Here is a 16,276-nt window from a genome sequence, read left to right as displayed (position 1 = left end):
ATGCACATGCACGGACGTCGCGAGAGCGGTGTGCGGACCGGAATAGACCGGTCGTCTAGTGGACTGGCAAAAAAAGGGGGCACACCCGTGCCCCGTTCCCGTTCAGCGGGCTTTCGTGAGACCCAGCTGCTTCCGTGTGGCGGCCATGACCGCGTCCAGTGGCGCGCGGTCGCGAGAAATCTTGGCGAGCAGGCTGGCGCCAAGCCAGCTCTGGTAGAGAGAGGCCGCGACAGCGTGCGAGTCCAGTGGGGCAGACAGAGAGCCGTCCGTCCTGCCCGCTTCGATGCAGCGAGCCAGGCGTTCGACGACTCCACGCGTCCCCTGTTCCAGTTCCGCGCGCATGCTCTCGGACAAATCGCTGACCTCCGCGCCGAGCTTGACCACGAGGCACCGGCTCTTCGCGTCGTCGCCGGTCTGCGAGTCGAGCCAATCGCGGAAGTAGGCGGTCAACCGCCGCGCGGCCGTGCCCCGCTGCGACAGCAGTGTGTCCATTCGCCCCAGGTAGTCGGTGAAGTACGCCTCGATGACCGCCTGCCCGAACGACTCCTTGGATCCGAAGTAGTGATAAAACGAGCCCTTTGGCACCTGCGCCGCCGTGAGCACCTCGGTCAGGCCGACTCCGGTGAAGCCCTTGCGCAGCAACAGTGGCTTGGCCACATCGAGGATGTGCTGGCGGACGTCGGTCGCGGCGGCGGGCGCGGTCATGCGTCGAACATAACGGCGCATTAGACCGGTCGTCTACTAAATCGGAGCCCCCGGCCGTAGAGATCCACCCGCGCCGCGACGTCATCTACGGTCCGCTCCTGGAAGACGCCGCGCTCACGAAGGAAGGTCTCGACCCTGGCGCCAGCGCTCCCATCCACGAAGGGATGGGCTGCGCGGCCTCCCGAGTCCTTCCATGTGGCGTCAGTCCTCGCACACCCGTGATGGCGGACGGAATGTCACGGGGCCGGTACGCGCACCTTCTCCACGGCGGTGGTCACGTCGGACCACTCCCTGGCGCTCAGGTGCATGCCAAAGACGCGGGTCACCTCCAGCTTCTCGCGCGCGACGACCTCCACCGTCTCGGCGAGCTGTTGCACGTTGAAGAACGAGCCGTCCGGCATCGGCTGCACCAGGTCGCTGGTGTACAGGAGGCGGTGCTCGGGGAGTCCGACGAAGAGCATGCGCTCGCCCGTCTCGGTGCGCACAGGCACCAGTTCCAGGCGGTTCTTCCCGGAGCCCAGCGTGGTGCGCGTGCCGACGGGACGAATCGCACTGGAGCGAGGCGACTTCGCGAGCGCATCCGGCGTGAGGGTGCGGGGCGACTTCAACAGGCGCTCCACCAGCGGACGGTTGAGGTCCAGCACGTGGAGGGGCACCCCGCGAGCGACGTACTCCCGCAGTCCGCCGATGTGGGGCCACGCATCGCTGGTGGTCACCACGGCCTTCACCTTTACGCCCGGGAAGCGCCGCTGGGCCTCATCCATTACTCGCGCCGAGTAGCCGGAGGACAAGGGCGCCTCGATGATGACCAGCCCGTCATCCTGTTTCACGAGGACGACGTCCCAGGCGCCGGGCAGGTGCACCACGCCAGGCACCAGCTCGACGGCGGGTCGGTCGGGCCGGCCCAGTGGAGCGGTCTCCGCCGTGGTCTTGCTCCGCGCCGCGAAGCCCTTGCGCACGTCCTCGGGAATGGAGAAGTCGGACTCGGACAACTTCGGCTCCAGCTCCAGCCGCGTCACCGTGAAGGAGTGATAGGCGTTGCCATTGCGCTCCCATTCCCAGTGTCGGGGGTAACGTAGGCCCCCGGACTCCAGGGACCAGGACTGGAACGACAGCCGGGTGCGCACGTCACCCCAGACGCTCCAGAAGAAGTCACCAGGGTGCGCGTCCACGGTCTCCACCTGCGTGGGCAGCCCGGTCCGGGCATTGAGGAACAGCCTCGCCGTCGCGCTCCCATGGTGGAACGTCACCACATGGTGGGGCACCTCCTGCAACATGGTGTCGGGAAGAGCGCGCAGGTCGGCGGCCTCCAGCGCGGTGAAGAGGACCCGCTCGGGAGCGAAGTCCAGGCGCTCCTCCATGTCCTGGAGCTGCGCGGCGCCGGCGGGGAACAGCTTTCCACCGCGCTCCATCGCCACCACGCCGTCGGCCAGCATCATCGTCACGGCCTGCCAGGAATCGAGGCCCGCGGCCCCTCGGCTCTCCGTCTTCTGACGCAGGCGCCGGTGGCGCAGGTCCCGAACCTCTTCGAGCTGCTCGTACATGACGAGCCAGGGCGCGGCGGGGCGCTCGGACTGCTCCAGCAGGTTCCAGTGGCCGATGCCGTGAATGCGCAGGCTGGAGAGGGCCCGCAGCCGTGCTTCACCGCCCATGGCCTCCAGGGCGGCCTGGACGCGGGGCCGGGCGGTGTCTTCGGCGGAGCTCGCGGTGGAGGCGAACAGCAGCGTGGCGAGCACGAGTGACAGTGGAAGTCTTCTCATGCCCGCCAGGATGTCGCCGCGCGCATCGCCCTTCCGAGGCGTGCAGGGAATGGCGTGAAACGCGCGGCGAGTGGTGAGCCCGGTGCGGCGAACGGCGTCGCGGGCTTCAGTCTCCGGAGACGGCGAGCTGCCAGTCACCCGTCTTGCTGATGCCCACGCGCAGGCCGTAGTAACTGTCGCGCGTCTCCCGCATGCCCTTCAACTCCGCCTCCGAATAGACGTCGGAAAGCGCCTTCCAGTCCTCCGGGTTCTTGACGCCGGTCACGTGAAGCCAGGGCCAGTAATAGATGCCGCCTTGCAGCGCGTAGGGAAGGTCCAGCACGTTGACGAGGCGCGCGAGGATGGGCTCGCCCTCGGCCTCTCGTTCCTTCCAGTACGCCGCGACGTCGTCGCCATCGCCGAAGGTGAAGCGCACGCTCTTGCCCTTTTCGTCCGCCAGCTTGGAGAGCTGCGCGTAGTCACAGGCCCTGGCGGCGGCGATGATGCGGCGGCGCATGTCCTCCACGGCCTTCGGCGGCGGCGGCGGGCCAGTGCGCGGCTCCGGGAGAGGCAGGTCCATCGCGGAGCACTTCACGGTGCCCGCATCGCCAGGGCTCCCAGCCAGGAGGCCCGCGTCCGTGGTGCCCGCGTCCTCCACGCGCGAGCCAGAGTCGGAGCTTGCGACAGTCCCATCACCCTCGGCTCGAGGACTCGTGGGCGCGGCGGGGGGCTGAGTCTCCGTGGACGGAGGAGGTGTGCTGGCATCCTCCCCCAACGGCGGAGTGGAGGCGCGCGGGGTGCAGGCGAGGAGCGAGGCCGCGGCGCAGACGGACAGGAGCGTGAACCGGTTCATGACCCGCCTATGTAGACCAGGGGCGGCGGGCGAAGGTCCGGTTTCAGTGCGCCGTGTCGTTCAAGTGCCGCCTTCTGGTGACTCGATGACGACCGCGAAGGGGTCGAAGGGCTTGTCGCTCTTCTTCTTCGTGGACGTGTTGGGCATGCCGTACTCGCCGGTGGGGTGCTCCGGTCGCACGGAGGTGTACGGGTCGATTTTCACGGGGACGCCGAACACCTTCGGATTCTTCTTCGGCTCCGACGGCCCGCCAAAGTTCGAACGGTTGTCTTCGCTCATTCCCGCAGTCTACCGCGTCGGCCGGCCGGTTGCTTTCGGGCCGGCCCTGCACGGACTGCTTGGGTCTCGTCGTGGACAGGGCGATACTCCCGGCCCATGTGTGGCCGTGTCACCGTTCGGACTTCTCCAGACCAGCTCGTGGTGGAGCTGGGGCTTGCTGGCATTCGCGCGGCGGTGGATCGCCCGCGCTTCAACCTGGCGCCCACGCAGTTGATGCCCGTGGTGCCCAATGACGGCGCGCGGATGTTGGATGCGTTTCGTTGGGGGCTCATCCCCTCGTGGGCGAAGGACGCGAGCATCGGCAACAAGCTCATCAACGCACGCGGTGAGACGGTGGCGGAGAAGCCCAGCTTCCGCAGCGCGCTCAAGCGGCGGAGGTGTCTGGTGGTGGTGGACGGTTGGTATGAGTGGAAGCAGTCCACGAAGCCGAAGACGCCCTTCCTCTTCCACCGTGAGGACGACAAGCCCCTGGCGCTCGCCGGGTTGTGGGAGGAGTGGACGGCGCCGGACACGGGTGAGGTGCTGCGCACGTGCACCATCATCACCACGGGCCCCAACGCGCTGATGGCGCCGATTCACGACCGGATGCCCGTCATCCTTTCGCCACAGGCGCAGGAAGTATGGCTGCGTCCGGAGCCCCAGGAGGCGGCGGTGTTGTTGCCGCTGCTGGTGCCCGCCGTCGACGGCGGGATGGAGGCCTACGAGGTCTCGCGCGTGGTCAACATCCCCACGAACGACGTGCCCGCGTGTGTGGAGCGCGTGGCCGCATAGCGCGAGTGCCGCTACGCCTTGCGCCGCACGCGTGAGTCCAGGCTCCAGGGCCCGCCGCCGATGAGGGCCACCGCCACCATCACCGTGAGATAGAGCAGCGCCAGCTCCATGCGCCCGAACGGATCCGCGCGGTGGCGGAACAACGCCACCAGCATGGTGAAGCCCGCCATCGCCGCGGCCGGTCGCGTGAAGAGCCCCACCGCCACGAGCACCCCGCCCACCAGCTCCGCCAACGACGCGCACCACGCGAAGAAGAGCGGAAAGGGGAACCCCAGCTCCGCCACGCCCGCGGCGAATCGGGACATGTCTCCGGTGACTTTCGGCAACCCATGCCCCAGTCCCAGCGCGAGCCCAAATACAGCCCGCACCAGCGTCCAGCCCAACGCCATTCTTCCCACCATGTCGTAGTCCTCCAAAGCGTTGCCGCATCCTCGCATGACGTCGTCGTGCCTCGAACCGAAGGATTCCCAGCGAGGCGTTCATTCCCTGTCGCGTCGCGAATCGCGGCGGACATTCCAGAAGGAAAAGGGGCGCCCTATGAGCGAGCAGCGAAGGTCGTCGTGTGTCCAGCGCAAGGGGATGCGACTGGGGCTCATGTCATGGCTGTGTCTGAGCGCGGTGGGCTGTGGCGGAGTCGCCGAGCCCGAAGTCGCGGGGCCCGAGCAGTCGTCCTCCGCGTCCGCGATGCAGGTGGAGCGCGTGCGTGATTCGGCGGAGCTCGCGAGGATGCGGGACTACGTCGATTCGCTCTACGACGCGAAGTCGGTGGTGCACCGCTTCACCAGCAAGGGAGGAGATGGCATCGACTGCGTGCCGTTGTACGCACAGCCCGCGCTGCGGCAGCCTGGCATGGAGAATCACCGCATCCAGCTCGCTCCGGGAACCGAGCCCGTGCTCCCGCCCGAGCGCCTCGCTCCGTCCCCCACCGCGCCCTCTGAGAAGTGGCGGGCTCAGCCCGCGTCGCTGGAGGGCCTCGAGACGGCTCCGGACGACCTGGACGCCACCGGCGCGCTGCGCCGCTGCCCCGTGGGCTCCGTGCCCATTGTCCGACTGACGCTCGACACGCTCAAGCGCTTCGAGTCGCTGGAGGACTTCCGTCAGAAGGTGCCCGGTCACCTGCGGGGCAACGTCTCGGTGGAGACCGACAAGCTCCGCTCGCTGGCGAGCGCCACGCCGTCCGCGCGCTCGGGCCCCACGGACCTGCACCAGTACGCGCACACCGCGCAAGGGGTGAGCAATTGGGGCGCGGAGGCCATCTTCAACATCTGGAGCCCGTACACGGAGCTGTCCAGCGAGTTCAGCCTGTCGCAGATGTGGGTCGTCCGTGGCTCGGGCTCGAACCTGGAGACGGTGGAGGCGGGCTGGCAGAAGTACCGCGACCTCTACGGTGATGACCGGGCGCGCCTCTTCATCTACTTCACGCCCGACAACTACGGCAGCGGCGGCTGCTACAACTTGAGCTGCGGCGCGTTCGTCCAGGTCAACAACACCGTCAGCATCGGCGGAGGCTTCAACAACTACAGCGTCACCAACGGCGCGCAGTACGAGTTCAAGTTGATGTGGTTCAAGGATGGCACCACGGGCGCATGGTGGCTGAAGTTCCAGGACATCTGGGTGGGCTACTACCCGCGCACGCGCTTCGACGCCGCGGGGTTGATGGACCGGGCCGACGTCATCGACTACGGCGGTGAAATCATCGACAACCGCAATGGCAACCTCCACACGTCCACGGACATGGGCGGCGGCGCCTATCCCGGCGTGGGCTGGGCCAATGCCGCCTACACGCGCAACCTGCTCTACGTGGACACCACCAACGTCTATCGGGAGCCGACCTCGCTGGGCGCCTGGCGCAATGACAGCAACTGCTACGACATCATCCAGTACAACAACCCCGGTGGCTGGGGCCGGTACTTCTACTTCGGTGGCCCGGGCTACAACGCCAACTGCATGTAGTCGCCCCGCGTGACGGGGCGGGGAGCGGGCGCAAGGCGGGCCCGTTCCCCATCGGGGTGCTCTGTCGGAGGGTGTCGGGGCAGGGGCGCGGGCCATGGCTGGCCCAGGACACGCGTCGAGGTCAGGTTGAAGGCTGGATGGGGGCCTCCTCTCACCGTGTCGGCCGGGCAAAGGGGCTCGGGCTCGCCCGGTGGTCAGGGTGGAGCCGAGCGGGGAGCCTCCGGAACGGGAGCGCCATGCAGACCGAGAACCCAACCCTGGACTTGGACAAGGTGGACGAGGCGGTGAGTGGGAACATCGTCGACGCGGGGCCGGACCACCTCACGGTGCACGACATCGGCGCGGGCGAGGACCTCACGCTGCGCATCGACGACCGCACCACCTACGGCTGGACGGATTCGCGCTACCGGGGGCAGTTGACCGACGCGGCCCAGGTCCGGGTGGGCTTCTATATCGCCGGAGGCGTGCACACGGCCGCGGAGATCATCGTGATGGACCCGGGGCAGGGCGAATCCATCGCGGCGGAGGTCCTGCCCAGCCAGTACCAGTGAGCCCGCGCCGGAAGGGGCGGGTGACGCCGCCTCCAGTAGACCCTGGCGCTATGACGCGCGCTTGGGGGCGCGCAGGTCGGTGATGGCCAGGGGGTGGCGCGCGCCCTGGGGCGAGACGAGGGCCGCGTTGAGGATGAAGTCCTGGCCCATGCGCAGCTCCAGGGTGGTGGGCCCCTTGTGCGTGGTGCGCCAGTCCAGCTCGATGCGCACGGTGCCCAACAGCTCGCGCTCCACGGTGGTGGTGTCGAGCGACTCGAAGAGGGCGACGGAGATGGGGCCGGGGATGAGCGGCAGCTCCAGCGTCACGGACTTCGTCGCGGGCACCGGCGTGTTGGCGGGGATGACCTCGTGCTGCGCGCCGCCGGGCACCATGATGCCAATGGGCATGGGCACCACGTCCGCCAGGCCGTTGATGCCTCGCGCCAGGTTGCGTCCGAGGATGGCCGCGCCGACGGCGACACCCAGCTCCGGGTTGACCTCCTTGTCGGACGACAGGCGCTTGAAGTGGGAGAAGCGCTCGCGGATGACGGGCATGCGCGTCTGGCCGCCCACCAGCACCAGCTCGTCGACGTGCTCGGCCTTCAGCTTCGCGCGCTCCAGCACGTCGTCGCACGCGGACGCGGCGCGCTCGATGAGCTGGAACACCATCGACTCCAGTTGCTTGCGCGTGAGCGTGTAGTCGAAGTCGACGAAGCCGCCGTCCTTCTGGGCGATGCAGGGCACGCGCAGCACGGTGGAGTCACGCGAGCTGAGCGTCATCTTCGCGGACTCGGCGGCGAACACCAGCCGCTGCATCACCACCTGGTTTCCGCGCAGGTCGATGCCGTGCTGACGCTGGAAGTCCGCCACCAGCATCTCGACGATGCGCTCGTCGAAGTTGGCGCCGCCCAGGAACGCGTCGCCGCCGGTGGCCAGCACCTTCACGATGCGGTTCTGCACCGCGAGCAGCGTGGCGTCGAACGTGCCACCGCCCAGGTCGAACACCATCACCGTCTGCTCGGGGTTGCGCAGGTTGGCGTAGTAGAGCGCCGCCGCGGTCGGCTCGTTGATGATGGCGCGCACCTGGAGCCCGCACTGCTCGGCGGCCTGTCGCACCGCCTCGCGCTGGCGGATGCTGGCGTGCGCGGGCACGGTCAGCACGCACTCGCGGAAGGGCTCTCCGGCCGCGTGGGTCGCCAGCGTGAGAATCTGCCGGATGACCAGCTGGGTGACGTCCGTCAGCGACGTCACCTTCCCGTACATCTTCACCGCGGTGTAGCCGTCGGGTGCCTCGACGAGCTCGAAGGCGTACTTGTCCTTGTGCTGCGTCACGTACTCGGACTGGTAGCGGCGTCCGAGGAAGCGCTTGGCGCCGAAGACGGTGTGCCGAGGGTCGTCGATGATTTGCCGCCGCGCCGCGTAGCCGACGATGGCCTTGTCCGCCGCGTGGAACCACACCACTGAAGGCAGCGTGAAGCTCTTGTCCGTCACGGGCACCAGCCGCAGCTTGCCCGTCTTGTCGAAGAACGCCGCCGACGTGTTGGTGGTCCCGAAGTCGATTCCGAGGATGGGGGCCGTGCTCATTCGCCCCCGACTCTCCCACGTCCTGAGCAACGGTTCAGCTCCGGAGATTCCATGCTCTCCAGGCTCGCGGATTATTGCGCCCACGAGCTGTCCGTTCCACCACACCCGGGGTGGGTGTCCCTACACGTGCTCCATCACCATGACGGCGACGGTGTGGGGTGCGAGCGCCTCGTAGATGTGGGGCACGTCGCCGGAGAAGGTCGCGTAGTCGCCGGGGTTCAGCTCGACGGGAGCGTCGCTGGGGCCCGCGCGCAGGCGGCCCTTGCTGACGACCAGGTGTTCGACGCTGCCCGGAATGTGGGGCTGGGCGTGGCGGGCGGCGCCGGGCTCCAGGTTGATGACGTAGAGGTCCCTGCGCGCGCCCGGGGGGCAGGCGGACAGCATGATGCCGGTGAAGTGGGCCTGCTCGGAGCGGATGGCCGCGCCCTCGCCCGCTCGGATGACGCGCACCTCGCGGGTGGGTGGGTCGACGAGGCGACTGAAGGGCACACCCAGGGCCACGGCCAGCGCCCAGAGCGTCTCGATGCTGGGGTTGCCGGTGCCGGCCTCCAGTTGGGACAGCGTGGACTTGGAGAGGTTGGCGCGCCGGGCCAGCTCCGACAGCGACACGTCCGCGCGCTCACGCTCCCGGCGCAGCGCGATGGCGATGGCGTCCAGGGGGCGGGGTGGCTTGGGCGTTCGTTTTACCGGCATGGTCGTTCTTATTGACGAACGACAGGCTTCTGTCCACATTGATGCGCATGGGAAATGTGGATCGCGCCCTCGTCCGGGATGTGGGCGCCGTGGCGCTGGCGTCCGGAGTGGTGGGCGTGTCGTTTGGCGCGCTCGCGGTGGCGGCGGGGCTGTCGGTGTGGATGGCCCTCTTCATGTCGGTGGTGGTGTTCGCGGGAGGCGCGCAGTTCGTCGCGGTGGGCATGGTGGCGGCGGGAGCCACGCCGGTGGCGGCGGTGTTCGCGGGGCTGTTGCTCAACGCGAGGCACCTGCCGTTTGGAATGGCGGTGGCGGACGTGTTGGGGAAGCGGTGGCCCATGCGGCTGTTGGGCGCGCACCTGATGGTGGATGAGTCGGTGGCGTTCGCCCTGGCGCAGCGTGAGCCCGCGCGCAAACGCGCGGCCTACTGGTTGTGCGGCGGCATGCTGTTCGTGGCGTGGAACCTGGGCGTCGTGGTGGGCGGGTGGGCGGGACGCGCGGTGGGCAATCCCGAACTGCTGGGGCTCGACGCGGCGTTCCCCGCGAGCATGCTCGCGCTGCTGCTCCCGTCGCTGCTTCCTCCCAAGGAGGCGGACGCGCCCGATGCGGCGAAGAGCAGGGCCACGAAGGCGCGTCGGGTGGCGCTGGTGGGGGCGCTCATCGCGCTGGTGGCGACGCCGCTGTTGCCCGCGGGTGTGCCGGTATTGTTGTCGATTCTCGCCGTGGGAGTGGCCCTGCGATGACGCTGTTGCCCATTCTGGTGCTGGCCCTGGGGACGTTTGGTTTTCGCATCGCCGGGCCGCTGTTGAGCGAGCGGCTCCAGTTGTCCGCGAGGGTGCAGGAGCTGATGTCCATGGCGACCATCGCGATGCTGGCGGCGCTCGTGGCCACGTCGACGTTGGTGGCGCAGGGAGGCTTCGTGGGGTGGTCGCGGCCGGCGGGGGTGTTCGTCGGCGCGCTCCTGGCCTGGCGGAGGCTGCCCTTCATCGCGGTGGTGGTCGCGGCGGCCGTCACCGCGGCGGGGCTGCGCCTGCTCGGAGTGCTGTAACTCCAAGGGGAAGACGGCCCGCTCCAGGACAGGGAGCGGGCCGTGAGCCACTCAGGGACAGGTGCCCTGGTTGTACCGCTTCGGATAGGGCGTCAGGGTGCCCGTGAAGACTGGATCCGCGCCACAGGCGCACTGCATCGTGCCGAGCACCGTCGTATAGGTCTTGTCGTAGTACTTGATGACGTACTGGCTCTCGCAGATGGCCTGTGCGGACACCTCACCCTCGGGCGAGGGGACTTCGTCTCCGCCTTCGTTGCCACCACCGCAGCCCACCAACAGCGCCGCCGCCAGCAGTCCTCCGAGAATGCTTCGCATGCGTCCTCCAGGAACGGGTCTCAGGTGCGTGTTGCACTTCGAGACTAGGTCATTGAACTCATCGCTGAAACCACGCCTCCGATGACGCAGCGCGCGCCCAGGCTTTCAGACAACCGTGGACGAAACCTTCAGCCTGTCTAGACGACAGCGTCCCGATAACTCCCGCCCTGAGTACGGTCCGAGGGCGAAGTCCTCACGAGTTTGTGCGCGTGCTTCGAGTGGGAACGGTTCGTGATTGACGAATCGGGCCACCGTCGTGGAGCCAGACACCGTGGGTCGTGATAGCTGCGACACATGCGAACCAACGGACGATGGCTCGAATTGACGTTGCTGACGACAGCCCTCTGCCTGGCGGCCTGTGACTCGGATGACGACAACCCGGGTCCGGATGATGCGGGCGTGAGTGACGCCGGCACGGCGGACGCGGGTGGCTCGGATGCGGGCGTCAGCGACGCGGGCCCTGACGGCGGCCCCACGGACCCCGGTTTCGAGCAAGGTGACGGCGTCTCTCGCGAGTCCACCACGGTGGGAGGAATCGCGGTGGACCGCTACACATGGACGGACTCGCAGGGCCGTCCGCGCACGGTGTCGCTGAAGCGGCAGACGTCCGCGGGCAATGGCGGCTACGCCGTCCAGTCGACCTATCAGGTGAGGGCCGGCGGAGACTGGCGCACCGTGACGGTGGATGGCACGGCCGGCGGTGAGAGTGGCTTCGGCTACTTCGTCGGGCACGAGCTGTACCGGCAATTCGACAACGGCTCGTCCGGCACCATCGCGGGCCTGCATGGAGAGGATGACTCCCCGCTGGGGTATGGCTTCGCGGTGCAGGGCACGCACTCGGCCATCCTCCCGGGCTCCACGTTCGCGAGCCACACCTTCACCACGGCCTATCCGAAGTGGGGCACCCGGGTCGCGATGGCGGATGTGACGGCGAGCACTCCCGCGGCGTCGGCGGCCCATCAGAAGTTCATGGTGCCGCTCACCCTCCGGTGGGTCTTCCAGAAGGGCATGGACTTCCCGCGCCTCGACACCCGGATGGACTTGGGCGAGGCGGTGGCGGGGCAGCTCTCGTTCGACATGCGCGGGCCCTACGGTGTCGTGGAGTTCGCGGACTCGGACACCCAGGCCGCGCTCAGCAACGTGCAGTGGGGTGACACGCGCAACCACTTCACCACGCAGGCGCCCGTGGCGAACCCGTTGACGACGCAGGCGGGCTGGACGTGGAACGAGCCCATCGGCACCACGCGCAAGTATCACAGCCTGCTCGCGCGGCACTCGAGCACGGGCGTGTTGTACGAGCTGGGCCTCGTCGAGCTGAAGCTGGGGCAGGACCCGGGACTCGTCTACGGCGGCTACAGCACCAACAACGGAACGACGAAGGCGGCCACGGGACGGGCGCTGTTGAGCGGGGACTTCTCCGCGGGCGAGTGGCCCTTCCAGTCCGCGCAGTACAGCGGGCTCAACGCGAACACGGGCGTGACGGGAAAGAAGTTCGCGTGGGGCTCCAGCCCGTTCTACGGCTCGGCGCTCTCCACCGTGTACTTCAACCCCGACTTCAGCACGTCCATCAACGCCTTCCCCGTGGGCAAGACGCTGCTCTACCGGACATGTCTGGTGCTGGGCGTCTCCCCCTTCACCGACGCGAGCCGGAAGTCACTGACGCGCGGGGTGGCGGAGAGCGCCTCTCCGAGCTGCGCGACGGCCGAGCCGCTCTGAGCCTGTCCTTCGAGGCCCCGTGACGAACGTCCGTCACGGGCCTCCAGCGGGGGCGGGCAGCAGCACGTCGACGACCTTCATGGCGAAGTTGTCGGCGTGGCCGTTGCCCCGGTTGGACAGGCACACGACGGTGAGCCCGTCGTCGGGGAAGCGCATCATGTCGCTGCTGAAGCCCCAGTCCCCACCGGCGTACCAGAGGGTGCGACGTCCGGCGTGACGTCCCCAGACGAGTCCGAAGGCATCATTGGCCTTGTGGTGCTCGAGTTCTCGCGGACGCCGCTACTCTCTCAGCCGCGTCTCCGGTGCTCCATCGCGGCAGGCGGAGGTGGTGTACGTCTCATGTCGTGAGCGGACACCCCAGGAGGCTTGTTGGCCCTGGCAGTTCTGGCTGCGCCAGCCGACCAGGACGGTGTGGCCCTGGTCCGCGAAGTATTGATAGCGCTCCTCTTTCCGGGCGCTCCCCGCCGTCGGCCGCTCCTGTCTGACTTCAAGGGCTCCGGCTCCCTCCTCGATGGGGGCGCTGGTGCACGCGCTCTGCAGGAGTCCGGATACGAAAACCAGGGGCAGGGCGCGGCGCTTCCTGTCGAACGTCATCGTGCTTCTTCCTCCCAGGGGATGAGTCCCGAGGTTCGCGTTCAGGGCGTTGATGACGGTTTCAGTGTGTTTCCCGGTGTGGCCCCTGTAGGTCGCTCGCCAGCAGGCGCTCGAAGGCGGAGCGATGGATGTTCCACTGCTGAAAGGGACTGGGCTGGCAGTCCGCCCGGAGGGTGATGCGCGCGCCGTCAGCGACAGGCTCCGGAGCGCCCTCCACGCACGCGCCTGTCGCCGCGTTCTTCAGTTGGACCCCTCGAAAGCCAGGCGGAGGCGCGGCCCCCGCGGCCTCGAAGGGCGTGAGGACCCACTGCTGCTCCAGCCCGCCATTGCAGCTCACGGCGGTCAGGCGTCCGCCTTGTGCGCTCAGGCACAACCCGCCCTCCCGGAGGACCTCCCAGCGCGCGGGAGCGCCAGACACGGGCGCGAACTCCCAGTCGAGCGCGGGGGCATGGCAGGGCGCCGGGCCCACCCCGCCGGGGCGCTGCTTGGAGGGCATCAAGCAGTACTGCTGTTTTTGATGATGGAGGACTGTCAGCGGGCCTTCGCCCGCACGCGCGGTCCGGGCCTCGGCAAGCAGCACCCCGAGGGCGATGACGCGGACAGTCAGGCGACCACGGGTTCGTGTCTCCAAGGGGCCCCTCCCCACGCGTCAGGACAGTGCCGAACGCGGACAGGGTGGGCGGGGCGAGCCGGGCAGGTCCATCCCAGAAAAGTGGGATTCTCTGGAATAAGTGGCCGATGGGTGTGATTGGCTCCAGGCATGGTGACCCGTTCGCGGATGGAGCGTGAGTTGCTGGGTGTGCTGCGGGACCTGGCGGCGGCGGAGCTGCCGTTGGGCAAGCTGTTCACCCAGCTCAACCTGTTGCTGAAGGAGCCGCTGGGCGTCGATGCGAGTTGTTGGCATGGGACGGACCCCGCGTCGGGGATGGTGACGTCCACGGTGATGGAGAACCTGGACCCGCGAGGCTTCGAGCGCGCGGCCTATCTGGAGCTGTGGGCGCCGGAGCCGCTGACGTTCGCCGGCCTGCGGGCGCTGGGGAAGCGGGTGGACTCGCTGAGTCACGCGGCGAAGGGGAAGCTCGACGACAGCGCTCGCTACCGGGAGCTGATCGCCCCGTTTGGCTTTGGCGACGAGATGCGCGTCAACTTCGACCTTCCGTCGGGGTGCTGGGGCGCGGCGACGTTCCTGCGCGCGAAGGACCGGGGTGCCTACACCGAGGCAGAGGTCGGGATGATGGACCGGTTCTCCTCGCACATCGGTCAGATGCTGTGGCGGTCCTACCGGGGCACCGTGCCCCAGGGCGAAGGGCAGCCGCTCCCGGGCATCGCGGTGCTGGGGCCGCGAGGGCATTTGATGTCCGCGGACCCTCGGGCCGAGGCCGTGCTGGCGGAGCTCGCCGAGACGTCACCCTCGTCCACGGGCGTGCCGTCCGGACTCATCACCGTCGCCGAACATGCGCGAGGGCTGGGCGCCGCGGGACGCATGGACGTGCCGTCGCGCTCCCGGGTGCGCACGAGCACGGGGCAGTGGCTCACGCTGCATGCCTCGTTGCTGGAGGGACGCCCCGATGGTCAGGTCGCCATCGTGGTGACGCCCGCCACGCCGGCGGAGGTGCTGCCCATGGCGTTGATGAGCCTGGGGCTCACCGCCCGTGAGCAGGACGTCGCCATCCTCGTTGCCCGAGGGAACAACACCAGCACCATCGCGCGGAGTCTGTTCATCACCCCGGCGACGGTGCAGGACCACCTGAAGTCCATCTTCACCAAGGCGGGGGTGCGCAGCCGTCGAGAGTTCATCGCCCGTCTCGTGGGCACCTCTGCGGGCCAGGCTCCGGCGGGTGTCACGGCGCGAGGAGCATGAAGCGCGCCGTGTCCCGTGTGGCTTCCGTGTGAGGATTTCGAGCCCGCCTCCGTCACGGAGCAGACGCTATGTCTCGGATTGGCCGCGCCGCAGGCCCAGGGCCTTCATCTTCTTGTAGAAGTGGCCCCGCTCGAGGTCCAGCAGCCGGGCCGCCTCCGTCACGTTGTCGTGCGTATGCGCGAGCACGTACAGGATGATCTCCCGCTCGGCGTCCTCCACCTGCTCGCGGAAGGTCTTGTCCGCGCGCGGATGGAAGCCCGCCTGCACCGGGGCCGACAGCGGGGGAGGGGGCGCCACCAGGGCCGGAGCCGGAGTGCTGGCCGCCGCCACCACGGCCGAGTCCAGGGTGGGAGGCGGCGGAGTCATCGCCATTGACGTCTCCACCACTGGAGGAGGCACGCCCCCGCGCCCCCGAGGCAACAGCTCTAGCGCGTCCGTCCGGGTGACGATGGGGCCCTCGCAGAGGATGGCCAGGCGTTCGACCAGGTTGCGCAGCTCGCGCACGTTGCCCGGGTAGTCGTAGGCGCTCATCACCGACAGCGCATCCGGCGACAGCGTCAGCGGGCGGCGCCCGTTCTTCGCGCAGGCCTCGCGCAGGAAGGTCCCGATGAGGTCCGGCAGGTCCTCGCGCCGCTCGCGCAGGGGCGGCGAGTGAATCTGTACGACGTTGATGCGGTAATACAAATCCTCGCGGAAGCGCCCGGCGGAGATCTCCTTCTCCAGATTCTTGTTCGTGGCCGCGATGACCCGCACGTCCACCTTGAGCGTCTCCGCGCCGCCCACCCGCTCCAGCTCGCCTTCCTGCAACACGCGCAGGAGCTTGGCCTGCATGGCCGGCGGCATGTCCCCAATCTCATCGAGGAACAGAGTGCCTTCGTGCGCCAGCTCGAACTTTCCGCGCCGCACGCTCACCGCGCCGGTGAAGGCGCCCTTCTCGTGGCCGAATAGTTCGCTTTCAATCAACTCGTGCGGCACCGCCGCGCAGTTGAGCTTCACGAAGGGGTTGGCCTTGCGCCGGGAGTGCTGGTGCAGCGCGCGGGCGATGAGCTCCTTGCCCGTGCCGTTCTCACCGGTAATCAGCACCCGCCCCTCCGAGGGCGCCGTGCGCTGGATGAGCGAGAAGATGCGCTGCATGGCCGGGCCACTGCCCACCATGTCGTAGCGTCCCAGCTGCTCGCGCAGCTCCCGCAGTTCCTCCATCGCCGCCTGGTGCTTGAGCACGTTGCGCAGCGCGACGAGCAACCGCTCCCGGGCGATGGGCTTCTCCAGGAAGTCGCGCGCCCCCAGCTGCGTCGCCTTCACCGCCGTGTCGATGGTGCCGTGTCCCGACATCATGATGACGGGCAGCTCCGGCTTGAGCTCCGTGAGCCGGGCCAGCGCCGTCAACCCATCCATGTCCGGCATCTTCACGTCCATCAACACCGCGTCCACCGGACGCGCGCTCACCACGTCGAGCGCCACCTGACCGCTGGCCGCCAGATGTGTCTGATACCCCGCCAGCTGCAACGACTGGCTCAGTGTCAGCAGAATGTTCTTCTCGTCATCGACGATGAGGACGGATGCGGGCATGTGGGGCGCTCCCGGCCTGGGGCCACGTCACGCGGCCACTCACGGGCAAGGGCCACAATCTCATGGAAA

General features: G+C 68.4%; 19 protein-coding genes. 7 read left to right on the top strand and 12 right to left on the bottom strand.

Annotation, left to right across the window (positions count from 1 at the left end; genetic code table 11):
- Positions 1–102: 102 nt before the first annotated feature.
- The 4 genes from HUA76_RS15360 to HUA76_RS15345 form a co-directional block, all read right to left on the bottom strand.
- Positions 103–705 (bottom strand): TetR/AcrR family transcriptional regulator, encoded by a 603-nt coding sequence (locus HUA76_RS15360; RefSeq protein WP_174461301.1) that lies wholly within the window; start codon positions 703–705, stop codon positions 103–105.
- 236 nt (positions 706–941) lie between these two features.
- The gene (locus HUA76_RS15355; protein ID WP_174461300.1) at positions 942–2,465 is read right to left on the bottom strand and encodes a hypothetical protein; all 1,524 of its coding nucleotides are present in this window, start codon (positions 2,463–2,465) and stop codon (positions 942–944) included.
- A 106-nt stretch (positions 2,466–2,571) separates the two neighbouring features.
- On the bottom strand, positions 2,572–3,297 hold the full coding sequence (locus HUA76_RS45320; protein WP_254614250.1) for a hypothetical protein: 726 nt from the start codon (positions 3,295–3,297) through the stop codon (positions 2,572–2,574).
- Positions 3,298–3,357: 60 nt separating this feature from the next.
- Positions 3,358–3,576, bottom strand: coding sequence for a hypothetical protein (locus HUA76_RS15345; protein ID WP_174453428.1), 219 nt, complete (start codon positions 3,574–3,576; stop codon positions 3,358–3,360).
- A gap of 96 nt (positions 3,577–3,672) precedes the next feature.
- Here HUA76_RS15345 and HUA76_RS15340 point away from each other — a divergent pair, with 96 nt between their 5' ends.
- A complete protein-coding gene (locus HUA76_RS15340) occupies positions 3,673–4,347 on the top strand; it encodes an SOS response-associated peptidase (RefSeq protein WP_141645719.1) in 675 nt (224 codons plus the stop codon).
- A gap of 11 nt (positions 4,348–4,358) precedes the next feature.
- On the opposite strand, the gene HUA76_RS15335 is transcribed toward HUA76_RS15340, so the two are convergent.
- A complete protein-coding gene (locus HUA76_RS15335; protein ID WP_141645720.1) occupies positions 4,359–4,748 on the bottom strand; it encodes a DoxX family protein in 390 nt (129 codons plus the stop codon).
- A gap of 136 nt (positions 4,749–4,884) precedes the next feature.
- On the opposite strand from HUA76_RS15335, the gene HUA76_RS15330 reads away from it, so the two are divergent.
- Positions 4,885–6,300: a neprosin family prolyl endopeptidase gene (locus tag HUA76_RS15330; RefSeq protein WP_174461299.1), complete on the top strand. Its 1,416-nt coding sequence runs from the start codon at positions 4,885–4,887 to the stop codon at positions 6,298–6,300.
- Between the two features lie 236 nt (positions 6,301–6,536).
- Positions 6,537–6,851 (top strand): hypothetical protein, encoded by a 315-nt coding sequence (locus HUA76_RS15325; protein ID WP_141645722.1) that lies wholly within the window; start codon positions 6,537–6,539, stop codon positions 6,849–6,851.
- A gap of 48 nt (positions 6,852–6,899) precedes the next feature.
- Here HUA76_RS15325 and HUA76_RS15320 read toward each other — a convergent pair whose 3' ends face one another.
- Both HUA76_RS15320 and HUA76_RS15315 read right to left on the bottom strand, forming a co-directional pair.
- Complete coding sequence (locus tag HUA76_RS15320) at positions 6,900–8,414, bottom strand: Hsp70 family protein (protein WP_141645723.1); 1,515 nt, start codon at positions 8,412–8,414, stop codon at positions 6,900–6,902.
- A gap of 120 nt (positions 8,415–8,534) precedes the next feature.
- Entirely contained in the window at positions 8,535–9,107 is a 573-nt protein-coding gene (locus HUA76_RS15315; RefSeq protein ID WP_174461298.1) for a helix-turn-helix domain-containing protein, read from the bottom strand.
- Positions 9,108–9,154: 47 nt separating this feature from the next.
- Between HUA76_RS15315 and HUA76_RS15310 the strand changes: the two genes are divergently transcribed.
- Both HUA76_RS15310 and HUA76_RS15305 read left to right on the top strand, forming a co-directional pair.
- On the top strand, positions 9,155–9,847 hold the full coding sequence (locus HUA76_RS15310; RefSeq protein ID WP_174461620.1) for an AzlC family ABC transporter permease: 693 nt from the start codon (positions 9,155–9,157) through the stop codon (positions 9,845–9,847).
- Entirely contained in the window at positions 9,844–10,152 is a 309-nt protein-coding gene (locus HUA76_RS15305; RefSeq protein WP_174461297.1) for an AzlD domain-containing protein, read from the top strand. Before HUA76_RS15310 ends, HUA76_RS15305 begins: the two co-directional genes overlap by 4 nt.
- 51 nt (positions 10,153–10,203) lie before the next feature.
- Here the strand turns inward: HUA76_RS15305 and HUA76_RS15300 are convergent, their stop codons facing one another.
- The gene (locus HUA76_RS15300; protein WP_141643875.1) at positions 10,204–10,467 is read right to left on the bottom strand and encodes a hypothetical protein; all 264 of its coding nucleotides are present in this window, start codon (positions 10,465–10,467) and stop codon (positions 10,204–10,206) included.
- A 294-nt stretch (positions 10,468–10,761) separates the two neighbouring features.
- Between HUA76_RS15300 and HUA76_RS15295 the strand changes: the two genes are divergently transcribed.
- Complete coding sequence (locus tag HUA76_RS15295) at positions 10,762–12,183, top strand: hypothetical protein (RefSeq protein ID WP_174461296.1); 1,422 nt, start codon at positions 10,762–10,764, stop codon at positions 12,181–12,183.
- 33 nt (positions 12,184–12,216) lie between these two features.
- On the opposite strand, the gene HUA76_RS46070 is transcribed toward HUA76_RS15295, so the two are convergent.
- From HUA76_RS46070 to HUA76_RS15285, 3 genes are all read right to left on the bottom strand, one after another.
- Entirely contained in the window at positions 12,217–12,342 is a 126-nt protein-coding gene (locus HUA76_RS46070) for a hypothetical protein (protein ID WP_256434471.1), read from the bottom strand.
- A gap of 120 nt (positions 12,343–12,462) precedes the next feature.
- Positions 12,463–12,777, bottom strand: a complete 315-nt coding sequence (locus tag HUA76_RS15290; RefSeq protein WP_174461295.1) for a DUF6289 family protein — start codon at positions 12,775–12,777, stop codon at positions 12,463–12,465.
- A gap of 61 nt (positions 12,778–12,838) precedes the next feature.
- Positions 12,839–13,408: an RICIN domain-containing protein gene (locus tag HUA76_RS15285; RefSeq protein WP_174461294.1), complete on the bottom strand. Its 570-nt coding sequence runs from the start codon at positions 13,406–13,408 to the stop codon at positions 12,839–12,841.
- A 129-nt stretch (positions 13,409–13,537) separates the two neighbouring features.
- Between HUA76_RS15285 and HUA76_RS15280 the strand changes: the two genes are divergently transcribed.
- The gene (locus HUA76_RS15280) at positions 13,538–14,638 is read left to right on the top strand and encodes a helix-turn-helix transcriptional regulator (RefSeq protein WP_174461293.1); all 1,101 of its coding nucleotides are present in this window, start codon (positions 13,538–13,540) and stop codon (positions 14,636–14,638) included.
- A gap of 66 nt (positions 14,639–14,704) precedes the next feature.
- On the opposite strand, the gene HUA76_RS15275 is transcribed toward HUA76_RS15280, so the two are convergent.
- Complete coding sequence (locus HUA76_RS15275) at positions 14,705–16,207, bottom strand: sigma-54 dependent transcriptional regulator (RefSeq protein WP_174461292.1); 1,503 nt, start codon at positions 16,205–16,207, stop codon at positions 14,705–14,707.
- Positions 16,208–16,276 lie beyond the last annotated feature (69 nt).

This window comes from Myxococcus sp. CA056 (genome assembly GCF_013336715.1).
GTDB classification, from domain to species: domain Bacteria; phylum Myxococcota; class Myxococcia; order Myxococcales; family Myxococcaceae; genus Myxococcus; species Myxococcus llanfairpwllgwyngyllgogerychwyrndrobwllllantysiliogogogochensis.
The sequence above is the reverse complement of the archived record's forward strand: the minus strand, read 5'-3'. Positions and strand labels throughout refer to the sequence as shown.

What these genes read in the sequence shown, in the direction of transcription:
- HUA76_RS15360 (WP_174461301.1), bottom strand. Translation starts at nt 705, where the DNA reads ATGACCGCGCCCGCCGCCGCGACCGACGTCCGCCAGCACATCCTCGAT.
- HUA76_RS15355 (WP_174461300.1), bottom strand. Translation starts at nt 2,465, where the DNA reads ATGAGAAGACTTCCACTGTCACTCGTGCTCGCCACGCTGCTGTTCGCC.
- HUA76_RS45320 (WP_254614250.1), bottom strand. Translation starts at nt 3,297, where the DNA reads ATGAACCGGTTCACGCTCCTGTCCGTCTGCGCCGCGGCCTCGCTCCTC.
- HUA76_RS15345 (WP_174453428.1), bottom strand. Translation starts at nt 3,576, where the DNA reads ATGAGCGAAGACAACCGTTCGAACTTTGGCGGGCCGTCGGAGCCGAAG.
- HUA76_RS15340 (WP_141645719.1), top strand. Translation starts at nt 3,673, where the DNA reads ATGTGTGGCCGTGTCACCGTTCGGACTTCTCCAGACCAGCTCGTGGTG.
- HUA76_RS15335 (WP_141645720.1), bottom strand. Translation starts at nt 4,748, where the DNA reads ATGGTGGGAAGAATGGCGTTGGGCTGGACGCTGGTGCGGGCTGTATTT.
- HUA76_RS15330 (WP_174461299.1), top strand. Translation starts at nt 4,885, where the DNA reads ATGAGCGAGCAGCGAAGGTCGTCGTGTGTCCAGCGCAAGGGGATGCGA.
- HUA76_RS15325 (WP_141645722.1), top strand. Translation starts at nt 6,537, where the DNA reads ATGCAGACCGAGAACCCAACCCTGGACTTGGACAAGGTGGACGAGGCG.
- HUA76_RS15320 (WP_141645723.1), bottom strand. Translation starts at nt 8,414, where the DNA reads ATGAGCACGGCCCCCATCCTCGGAATCGACTTCGGGACCACCAACACG.
- HUA76_RS15315 (WP_174461298.1), bottom strand. Translation starts at nt 9,107, where the DNA reads ATGCCGGTAAAACGAACGCCCAAGCCACCCCGCCCCCTGGACGCCATC.
- HUA76_RS15310 (WP_174461620.1), top strand. Translation starts at nt 9,155, where the DNA reads ATGGGAAATGTGGATCGCGCCCTCGTCCGGGATGTGGGCGCCGTGGCG.
- HUA76_RS15305 (WP_174461297.1), top strand. Translation starts at nt 9,844, where the DNA reads ATGACGCTGTTGCCCATTCTGGTGCTGGCCCTGGGGACGTTTGGTTTT.
- HUA76_RS15300 (WP_141643875.1), bottom strand. Translation starts at nt 10,467, where the DNA reads ATGCGAAGCATTCTCGGAGGACTGCTGGCGGCGGCGCTGTTGGTGGGC.
- HUA76_RS15295 (WP_174461296.1), top strand. Translation starts at nt 10,762, where the DNA reads ATGCGAACCAACGGACGATGGCTCGAATTGACGTTGCTGACGACAGCC.
- HUA76_RS46070 (WP_256434471.1), bottom strand. Translation starts at nt 12,342, where the DNA reads ATGATGCGCTTCCCCGACGACGGGCTCACCGTCGTGTGCCTGTCCAAC.
- HUA76_RS15290 (WP_174461295.1), bottom strand. Translation starts at nt 12,777, where the DNA reads ATGACGTTCGACAGGAAGCGCCGCGCCCTGCCCCTGGTTTTCGTATCC.
- HUA76_RS15280 (WP_174461293.1), top strand. Translation starts at nt 13,538, where the DNA reads ATGGTGACCCGTTCGCGGATGGAGCGTGAGTTGCTGGGTGTGCTGCGG.
- HUA76_RS15275 (WP_174461292.1), bottom strand. Translation starts at nt 16,207, where the DNA reads ATGCCCGCATCCGTCCTCATCGTCGATGACGAGAAGAACATTCTGCTG.